The organism is Pseudidiomarina atlantica (assembly GCF_000753735.1).
In the GTDB taxonomy this organism is placed as follows: Bacteria; Pseudomonadota; Gammaproteobacteria; order Enterobacterales; family Alteromonadaceae; genus Pseudidiomarina; species Pseudidiomarina atlantica.
In genome coordinates this window covers 230,905-238,249 of record NZ_JPIN01000008.1, presented here as the reverse complement: position 1 = coordinate 238,249, position 7,345 = coordinate 230,905, and the positions used below count along the sequence as shown (strand labels likewise).

At 49.1% G+C, this 7,345-nt stretch carries 8 protein-coding genes; 4 read left to right on the top strand and 4 right to left on the bottom strand.

Features of this window, described 5'->3' with window-relative positions:
- Positions 1 to 158: 158 nt before the first annotated feature.
- From IDAT_RS09435 to IDAT_RS09420, 4 genes are all read left to right on the top strand, one after another.
- The gene (locus IDAT_RS09435; RefSeq protein WP_081909807.1) at positions 159 to 2,570 is read left to right on the top strand and encodes a TonB-dependent receptor plug domain-containing protein; all 2,412 of its coding nucleotides are present in this window, start codon (positions 159 to 161) and stop codon (positions 2,568 to 2,570) included.
- A 170-nt stretch (positions 2,571 to 2,740) separates the two neighbouring features.
- Positions 2,741 to 3,052, top strand: a complete 312-nt coding sequence (locus tag IDAT_RS09430) for a hypothetical protein (RefSeq protein ID WP_034733113.1) — start codon at positions 2,741 to 2,743, stop codon at positions 3,050 to 3,052.
- A gap of 108 nt (positions 3,053 to 3,160) precedes the next feature.
- Positions 3,161 to 3,523 (top strand): copper chaperone PCu(A)C, encoded by a 363-nt coding sequence (locus IDAT_RS09425; protein WP_162178397.1) that lies wholly within the window; start codon positions 3,161 to 3,163, stop codon positions 3,521 to 3,523.
- A 12-nt stretch (positions 3,524 to 3,535) separates the two neighbouring features.
- Positions 3,536 to 4,285: a TIGR04219 family outer membrane beta-barrel protein gene (locus IDAT_RS09420; RefSeq protein ID WP_034733111.1), complete on the top strand. Its 750-nt coding sequence runs from the start codon at positions 3,536 to 3,538 to the stop codon at positions 4,283 to 4,285.
- Between the two features lie 32 nt (positions 4,286 to 4,317).
- On the opposite strand, the gene IDAT_RS09415 is transcribed toward IDAT_RS09420, so the two are convergent.
- Genes IDAT_RS09415 through ppa form a run of 4 tightly spaced genes read right to left on the bottom strand, consistent with a single transcriptional unit; the run spans position 4,318 to position 7,295 of the window.
- On the bottom strand, positions 4,318 to 4,806 hold the full coding sequence (locus tag IDAT_RS09415; RefSeq protein WP_034733109.1) for a DUF3299 domain-containing protein: 489 nt from the start codon (positions 4,804 to 4,806) through the stop codon (positions 4,318 to 4,320).
- Complete coding sequence (locus tag IDAT_RS09410) at positions 4,803 to 6,071, bottom strand: ABC transporter permease (RefSeq protein ID WP_034733107.1); 1,269 nt, start codon at positions 6,069 to 6,071, stop codon at positions 4,803 to 4,805. The genes IDAT_RS09415 and IDAT_RS09410 overlap by 4 nt, the downstream gene beginning before the upstream one ends.
- Complete coding sequence (locus IDAT_RS09405) at positions 6,064 to 6,765, bottom strand: ABC transporter ATP-binding protein (protein WP_034733105.1); 702 nt, start codon at positions 6,763 to 6,765, stop codon at positions 6,064 to 6,066. The genes IDAT_RS09410 and IDAT_RS09405 overlap by 8 nt, the downstream gene beginning before the upstream one ends.
- A complete protein-coding gene (ppa, locus tag IDAT_RS09400) occupies positions 6,765 to 7,295 on the bottom strand; it encodes an inorganic diphosphatase (protein WP_034733102.1) in 531 nt (176 codons plus the stop codon). Before ppa ends, IDAT_RS09405 begins: the two co-directional genes overlap by 1 nt.
- Positions 7,296 to 7,345 lie beyond the last annotated feature (50 nt).

The window sequence follows — 7,345 nt, the reverse complement described above, 5'->3', positions numbered from 1 at the left end:
GGGTGAGGTCGTGGTGCTTCCCTCTAACGGTTAACGAATAACGAATAACGGCTCTTCAGCTCTTCCGATCTACCTTAGACTAAAGTCAACTAACTGAAATTCTGATCTATTGCTATCCTTAACTGACTATAAGCTGTAATAGACAAGTCGAGGTAGCTATGAATAAGAATAAAGTTTTACTTGCAATGATAGGGCTAGGCACACTTCCGTTGAGCGCCACCGTAGCCCCGGCGTTCGCTCAAGATGAGAACTCAGAAGTCGAAGCAGAAGAGCGGATTCAGGTCATTGGTTCGCGTTTGGAAATGCGAACGGCGACGGATGGTACTGCTCCTGTTGATGTAATTTCTGGGGATGAACTGGCCGCCAGTGGCATTACCGAGACCGCGCGGGCACTGCAGTACGCAGTACCAAGTTTTAACTTCCCTACTTCATCGATCACGGATGGTTCTGACGCCGTGCGTCCGGCGTCATTGCGCGGTTTATCTCCTGATCACACGTTGGTATTGGTAAACGGTAAGCGTCGTCACATGAGCGCCTTGGTGCATTTAAACGGCACCACGGGTCGTGGTAGTTCGAACGTTGATTTAAACGCCATCCCTATTTCTGCTATCAAGCGTATTGAAGTGCTGCGTGATGGTGCTGCAGCCCTGTATGGTTCTGATGCGATCGCCGGTGTTATTAACATCGTACTAAAAGATCAACGTGAGGGCGGTTCAATTACCGCTAACACTGGACAAACCTATGAAGGTGACGGCGAACAGTACAAAGTACACGGCAATGTTGGCTTTGAATTTGGCACTGACGGTTTCTTCACCGTTGCAGCTGAATACCACCATAAGAACAAAACCAACCGTGCTGGTCTGGATCCACGCCAGCAATATCCTTTGGTAGATGGTGAATTAGATCCACGTGAAGCAACTTTTGATCGTCTTAGCCACCATGTCGGTGATGCCGAGTTTGAAAATAAGTCAGTGTTCTTTAACTCTGCAGTAACTGTTGGTGAAGGCGAACTCTATGCCTTTGGTGGTGTGAGCGATCGCACCTCACAATCAGGTGCATTCTACCGTCGTGCACTAGACAGCCGCAATATTCCAGAAATTTACCCAGATGGCTTCCTGCCACTGTTAAGCCCAGAGACACAAGATAGTTCATTTTATGCCGGCTATCGTTTTATGCTCGGTGAGTGGAGCGTCGATGCTAGTGCAGGTTACGGTGAAAGTGAGTTCCAATACCGCCTCGAAAATTCTCTTAACGCGTCTATTGGACCTAGCTCACAAACAGAATTTGACGCCGGTACTTTGAGTAACGATGAAGTCAATGCAACTGTGGATTTCTCCCGTTTTATCCCGTTTGTGAACAACTCTGACTTGGCGGTCGCCTTTGGTGTTAGCTATCGTGAAAACACCTATGCAATCGGTGCTGGTGAAGAAGCATCCTACATTGACGGCGGCTATGACGGTCGTGCTGCTGGTAGCCAAGGCTTCACTGGCTTCAAACCTGAGTCTGAAGTCGACCAATCGCGTGATAACACTGGTATCTATCTAGAAGTTGAGAATATGCTAACCCCTGATTTTCAATGGGGCGCAGCAGTGCGTTACGAAGATTACTCGGACTTCGGCAGCAATACCAGTTGGAAGGTGTCTGGGCGCTATGACTTCAATGATCAATGGGCGTTGCGGGCAACTGCGAACACCGGCTTCCGAGCTCCAAGCGTACAGCAGTTGTACTTCTCTAACATCTCGACCTTGTTTGTCGATCGCGGTGATGGCTTGCAGCCAGAGCAAAGCGGTACTTTCAACAATATCAGTACGGTTGCGCAAGAACTGGGTATTGAAGGTTTAGACCCAGAAGAATCGCAAAGCTTCAGTGCTGGTTTAGTTTACAATAGCTACGATGGCTTCACGTTGACCATCGATGCCTTCCAGATTGCCATTGATGATCGCATCATCCTATCGGGTGACGTGAGTCCCGATGACTCTCCTGCGGTCGCGGCAGCCCTGGCAGCGAGCGGCGCAGATAACGCGCGCTTCTTTGTCAATGCCGTCGATACCACGAGCCGCGGCGTAGATGTGGTTGCTGCGCAAACCTACCAGCTTGATGAGTGGGGTTCGCTGCGCGCACAATTAGCCTATGGTTACAACAAAACTGAGATTGACGACGTAAATCTACCGGCGCTACTGGACGGGCTTGAAGAGAATCTGTTCGACGGTGTTGAACGTACGCGTATGACACGCTCGGTGCCACGCAATAGCGGCAGTCTCTCGTTTACGCATGATCTTGGCGATCTTGAAACCCGCGTTGCCTTTAATTATTTCGGTGACTATGTGCTAGAGAACTCACAAGGAGTGCGTACTGAGTTTGGCGCTAAGTGGGTAGCGGATATTTCTGCGCGCTATCTATTAACTGACCAACTCTCAGTGAGTGCGGGTGTGCAGAACTTGTTTGATGAATACCCAGACAAGCAACGGCCAGAGAGCCAGTTCAACGGCATCTTCATGTATCCAAACACCAATGCTCCGTTTGGCTTCAATGGTGGTTACTACTACGCAGAAGTGACTTATCGCTTCTGATACAGCAAACTGTCACACTTAGTAAAAACCGCCACATTGTGGCGGTTTTTTTATGTCCTACTCCAATAAGTTGCCAATAAGCGACTGTTTTAACAGTATAAAAATTGTTGGCACGATATCTGCATCACTTCTATCAAACAACATTGTATAAGTTGATAGTGAGGACAAAGATGAAAAAGCAATCGACGTGGTTATGGGTTTTAGCAGGTATTATTGCGTTAGCTTTATTTGGTGACGAAGTGCTGGGGTTACTAGGTGCTGTTATCGGATTAGTCGTTAGCATCGGAATAACAGGTTTGGTCATGCTAGCTGTAGTGCTGGGTGCCTTTGCTCTAGTCGTAGCTGTGGGTGGCAGTGTTGCTGTTGCTATGGTCGTTGCAGCAGTAGCTCTAGTAGCAGTGCTATTTAGCTGGTTGTGGCCCTATCTACTGCTATTCGGAATTATTTATTTACTGGTGCGAAAACGTCCAAAAGCTGTGTAAACTAGGTAACGTAATTTATCCTAGAGCAAGGTACGGTAACCGATGAATAAATGGGGCATTTTTTTAGCAAGCGCACTGTTAATAATGGGCAGTGCGCACGCAGCTGACGTGACAGTATCAGACGCATGGGTGAAACCAACGATCCCCGGTACTGAAAATGGCGCAGGCTATGTGGTATTAACCAATGAAGGTGCAACAACCGTCACTCTTATTGGCGTTACAAGCGAGGCCTCGCGTGCCGCAGAAATTCACACTCATACCATGAATGACGAGGGCATGATGCGTATGCAACGCGTGCCTAGATTGGAAATTGCGGCTGGCGAAACGGTCACTTTTCAGCCGGGCAGTTATCACGTTATGTTCTTTGGTGTAAAAAATCCGTTTAGAGTCGGAGAGCAAGTGGCTTTTCAGCTACAATTTGAAGGCGCACCAGCACAAGATGTCGTTGCCGAAGTGCGTCCGATCAAATAATAGGGAAAGCCAATGAAGAAGTTATCGATGACTGCGCTGCTAAGTGCAGCAGCATTTATTGCTCCGGTAAGCGCGGATACCGTGTTTGGCGTCTACACCGGTGCACAAATCTGGCAAGCGGAAACCGAAGGCAGCTTCGGCTCCAATAGTGACAATCCAAACTTTGCGTTTAGCGATGAACAACAACAGAGTTATTACATCGCCTTGGAGCATCCGATCCCGTTGATTCCTAACGCTAAAGTTCGTTATAACCAGTTGCGCAACGATGGCAGCCAAGTGCTCACTGAAAGTTTTGAGTTTTTTGGTAATAGCTATGCGGCCAATACTTCACTGAACTATACCGCTGACTTTAGCCATACTGATTACACTTTGTATTACGAACTGTTTGATAATGACCTACTAACCTTCGATTTAGGTGCCACCGCCAAGCGTGTCGAAGGTGTTGTTGAACTGCGCAATCAAAATTCATTACAGGCTGCTGATACTGATGGTTGGATTCCGACCTTGTACAGTCAACTGAGAGTCGGGATTCCGGCGACACAGCTCACCGTTTTTGGCGTTGCCAACGCCATCAGCATTGATGATTCAAAAGTCGAAGATTACGAGTTTGGTATTGAGTATCGACCGGTCGAAAACCTTGCGGTTGATGTGAATTTGCAGCTTGGCTATCGTGTATTCAATATTGAATTGGATGATCTTGATGAGATTTATACTGACCTCGAGTATTCAGGTCCGTTTTTAGGTATTGAGTTCCACTTCTGAAAAACGCGCCCTCGGGCGCGTTTTTTTACATCCTACATGTATGGTGTCACTTCTACTGCATCCATCTGATAGGCGACCACAGCTAAGTCACCATCGGCGCGTTCAACCTTGATGGTGCCTTCAACCCAAACTGGATTAAAGGCTTGGCGGATCGGGTAGCCGTCGGCAAAGCGCACCAACACGACCTGATTAGGTGGCGGCGGCGGCACATGAATGCAGGCTCCCTCATAAGGGACTAATAAAAATTCGATCACTTTGCTGTCTTCTGCTTGGAGTTGCACAACGAAGCCAGGAATTCTTACTTTTTTGCCATCTAAGGCTTCAACGACGGGCGCATTAAGTTCGGGCTGGCCCATGGCTTCAGGGTTCATGTCGTAATAAGCTTGGCTACGCACTGGCGGTGGCGTATAGCCCTCAGGTACAAGATCTTTCCATTCTATCTCGGTAGCGTCTTGCGCAGGGATCGCTGCACTCAAAACCAAGCCCGTGATAGCAAACAAAATTATTCCTAACCACTTCATATTTTCACCGTTAGTCCGTCAGCAAGCGCATTGCGATAAGCGCGCCACGCTGGATATAAACTTAAAAGAATTGCCGCCGCGATAATTGCGCCCAACAAGGCCAATTCCCGTTTTGTTAGGAGGCTTGCGGTGACTTGAATACCCAAGGTTGATTGTAATAAGTCAGCACCGAATAACAGCACTGCGTAGAGACCGAGGGTGCCGAGCAAGGTGCCGCCAAGGGTAACCAGTAATGCCTCGAATACCAAGAGGCCAAGGATAGTAATCGGTCCTGCACCTATAGCTCTTAAGACCGCCATTTCGCGACGGCGTTCACGTAAGCTCGCTAGGAGCGTGGTCAACATACCCAGTAAGCCGGTCACTACAACTAGACCTGAAATGGTAACAAGTGCGCGTTCGAATAGGCTTAGAGTGCGCCAGAAGTTCTGCAAGGCTAAGCCTGGCATGATGGCGGAAAGGGCCTCAGCTTTATAGGTATTTACTGTGCGTTGTAGACGCAAGGCGAGTGCAGGGTTCTCAAGGCCAAGCAACACCGCGCTTAGGGTGTAAACCGGCGGTTCGTTATGAGCATGCCCGTGCTCATGTTCATGGCTGTCGTCATGCCCATGTACGTCTGCGGGTAAGTAATCCCCGTGCACCAATCCCTGACCGGCAAGCGGAATAAAGACGCCACGATCGATAGGCGTTCCAGTCGCAGCTAATACTCCAACGACTTTAAACGGATGAGCTTCATGGTTACTAAAGCTAATTTCACCTGTGCCATGCGCGATCACTAAATCATCGGCAACGCGCAGGCCAAGTTCGCTTGCCGCTTCAGCGCCGAGTACCGCAACGGTTACTTCGTTGGCCGCGGCAAAATTGTGCCCAGCGGCAAATTCAAGTGGTCGTTTATTGCCGTAGCGGAAATAGTCAAACAAGCTGTCGTTGGTTGCAATGACGGGTAAGCCTTGCACGCTGTCGCCCATGGCCATCGGAATGTGCCAAGCAACGCCGGGCAACTCTTGTAAATAGGAGTAGCTTTGCCAGCTCATGGTGTTGGATAAGTTACCGATATGAAACACGCTGCTGAGTAACAATTCGGTCGAGCCGGTGCGAGCACCCACGATCAAATCGGTGCCGGAAATGGTATTGGCGAAGTTATCTTGAGTCTGTACCCGAATGCGCTCAACACCAAGCAATAACAACGTACTCACTGCGATGGCAAGGACTGTTAACCAGACACTGCCACGACGATTCCATAAGCTTGCCCACGCCAACTTAAACATTTGTCACCGCCTGATTGATCTCATCAAGCTCGATAGCGCGGGGGAACAGTGGCACTAATGTTGCGTCGTGAGTGACAAACAACAAAGTCGTTTGTTGTGCATCGCAGGCCTCAAAAAGTAACTTGATGAACTCATCACGATGGCCTTGATCTAACGCTGAAGTCGGCTCGTCAGCAATAATAAGCGCAGGCGACCCCAATAATGCGCGGGCTGCTGCCACACGTTGTTGTTGGCCGACACTCAGTTGCTGCGCCGGTTGCTGCTGTTGGGCATAGGTGAGACCTAATCTGGTCAGCAGTTGCCGAGCGCTGGCTTCCCGATCTGCATCAGCTAGTCTCGCGCGTCTTGCTGGGGCAAATTGACAGGCCATGGTGACGTTGGCGACAGCAGATAAGTAAGGGAGTAAATTGAACTGCTGGAAAATATAACCGATTTCGTTAGCGCGCAAACGATCGCGCTGATGCTGGCTAAGTTGGGCAAGATCGTGTCCGAGCACTTGTACTTGTCTGGGGCCCGCGGTGTGGATTCCAGCGATTAAACTCAGCAGGGTCGATTTGCCGCTACCGCTGGCACCACGCAGAATAACGCGTTCACCACGCGCCAAAGTAAGTTCTGGGATGCTCAGCAGAGCGGACTGAGCACCCGGCCAGCGAAACTCAAGCTGCTTGAGTTCGACACAGGTGCTCATCGTCATTACTTCTTCTGTGCACGCTCAAACGAAGACATAATCTCTTGTTTAGCGTCGTTAATATCGCCCCAGCCTTCAACTTTGACCCATTTACCTTTCTCAAGCTCTTTGTAACGCTCAAAGAAGTGGGTGATTTGCGCGCGTAGCAGCTCTGGTACATCATTGATATCTTGGATGTGGTCATATTCTTTGCTGAGTTTACTCACTGGCACAGCGATGACTTTCGCATCTTCACCTGATTCGTCAGTCATCTTCAGCACGCCTACTGGGCGACATTTAATAACGCAGCCAGCTTGTAATGGATAAGGTGTAGGCACCAAAACATCTACCGGGTCACCGTCAAGTGACAAGGTGTCGTTCACAAAACCATAGTTGCACGGATAGAACATTGGGGTAGACATGAAACGGTCCACCCACAGTGTGCCGGTTTCTTTATCAACTTCATATTTGATCGGGTCTGCGTTGGCAGGGATTTCGATGATGACGTTGACTTCATCTGGCAAATTCTTGCCCGCGCTTACGTTATTAAAGCTCATGTTGGTTCCTATACGATAAATAACAAAATAGGTTTTAATTTAGACCGCTT